Raw genomic sequence first — 1,021 nt, 5'->3', positions numbered from 1 at the left:
ACGCAGCCCAGGTAAAAATGCTTGTCCATCAGCGTGTCGTAACCGTCCTTGGCTGCGCCTTGCGTCCACAACATCATCTGCTCGGACGTATAGGCGCCGATGCATTGGCTGCGTATGGCCAACAGGCGAATGTCGAAGGCTGCCTGTGCATCTTCCAGCGTGGCGCGTCGTATCTCGAGCATCTGTCCCTCCATGGACGTCAGGCGTTCTCGTCACCCGGCCGGGTAAACGAATAGCGATCAATATCGGTCCTCAACTGCCAGCCCTGGCCCTGCCAATAGCGGGCAGCACTGTCATTGGTCTTGAACACATCCAGGTGGCATTTGCGGATGCCCAATTGCGCCAGGCTGGTGAGGCAGCGCTCAACCAACGCGTTCGCAATACCCTGGCGCCGATACGCGGGCAGCACCAGCAAGTGCTGCAAATACCCGCGCCGGCCATCGTGCCCGCACATCACGCACCCAACCAGCCCCCCATCGACCTCGGCGACGAAACTCATGCCTGGATTGCGCTCCAGGTAACGCTCAGTGGCCTCGCGGGAGTCGGCATCGCGCAGGGAGATGCCAGGCGTTTTCTGCATCAGTTCGAGCACGGCGTCGTAGTCGGCAGTGCTCATTACGCGAATAGTGACCATGGTGTTCAAAGCCCTCTGAGTTCGCGCTGATTTTGCCTGTAGTTGTGCCGGCCGCGCACGCATAAATACACGACCGGATAACCGCTTGAGTCAACGCAGCTGAAACCAGGTGGTTTTCAGCTGCGTGTACTTGTCAAAAGCGTGCAGCGACAAATCACGCCCGAACCCGGATTGCTTGCCACCACCGAACGGCACCGCCACATCCAGGGCGTCGATGGTGTTGACCGACACCGTCCCGGCATTCAGGGCACGGGCCACACGGTGCGCACGATTGAGGTCATCACTCCAGACCGAGGCCGCCAGGCCGTAGAGGCTGTCATTGGCCTGCTGTATCGCCTGCTCTTCCGTGTCGAAAGCGCTGACGGCAAGCACCGGGCCGAACACTTC

General features: G+C 60.3%; 2 protein-coding genes and 1 pseudogene. All 3 read right to left on the bottom strand.

Features of this window, described 5'->3' with window-relative positions; translation table 11 throughout:
• Positions 1–182 (bottom strand): annotated as a pseudogene (locus tag HX869_RS30600) (GNAT family N-acetyltransferase); the annotation flags it as partial.
• A 17-nt stretch (positions 183–199) separates the two neighbouring features.
• Positions 200–697: a GNAT family N-acetyltransferase gene (locus tag HX869_RS30595; protein ID WP_080673230.1), complete on the bottom strand. Its 498-nt coding sequence runs from the start codon at positions 695–697 to the stop codon at positions 200–202.
• A 27-nt stretch (positions 698–724) separates the two neighbouring features.
• A partial coding sequence (locus HX869_RS30590; protein ID WP_178904132.1) for an aldehyde dehydrogenase family protein occupies positions 725–1,021 on the bottom strand: 297 nt, incomplete at its 5' end.

The organism is Pseudomonas sp. P7779, assembly GCF_013386315.1.
Taxonomy (GTDB): Bacteria; Pseudomonadota; Gammaproteobacteria; order Pseudomonadales; family Pseudomonadaceae; genus Aquipseudomonas.
The sequence above is the reverse complement of the archived record's forward strand: the minus strand, read 5'-3'. Positions and strand labels throughout refer to the sequence as shown.

Excerpts from the sequence above, each read along its gene's own strand:
- HX869_RS30595 (WP_080673230.1), bottom strand. The coding sequence starts at position 697 with ATGCGTGCGCGGCCGGCACAACTACAGGCAAAATCAGCGCGAACTCAG.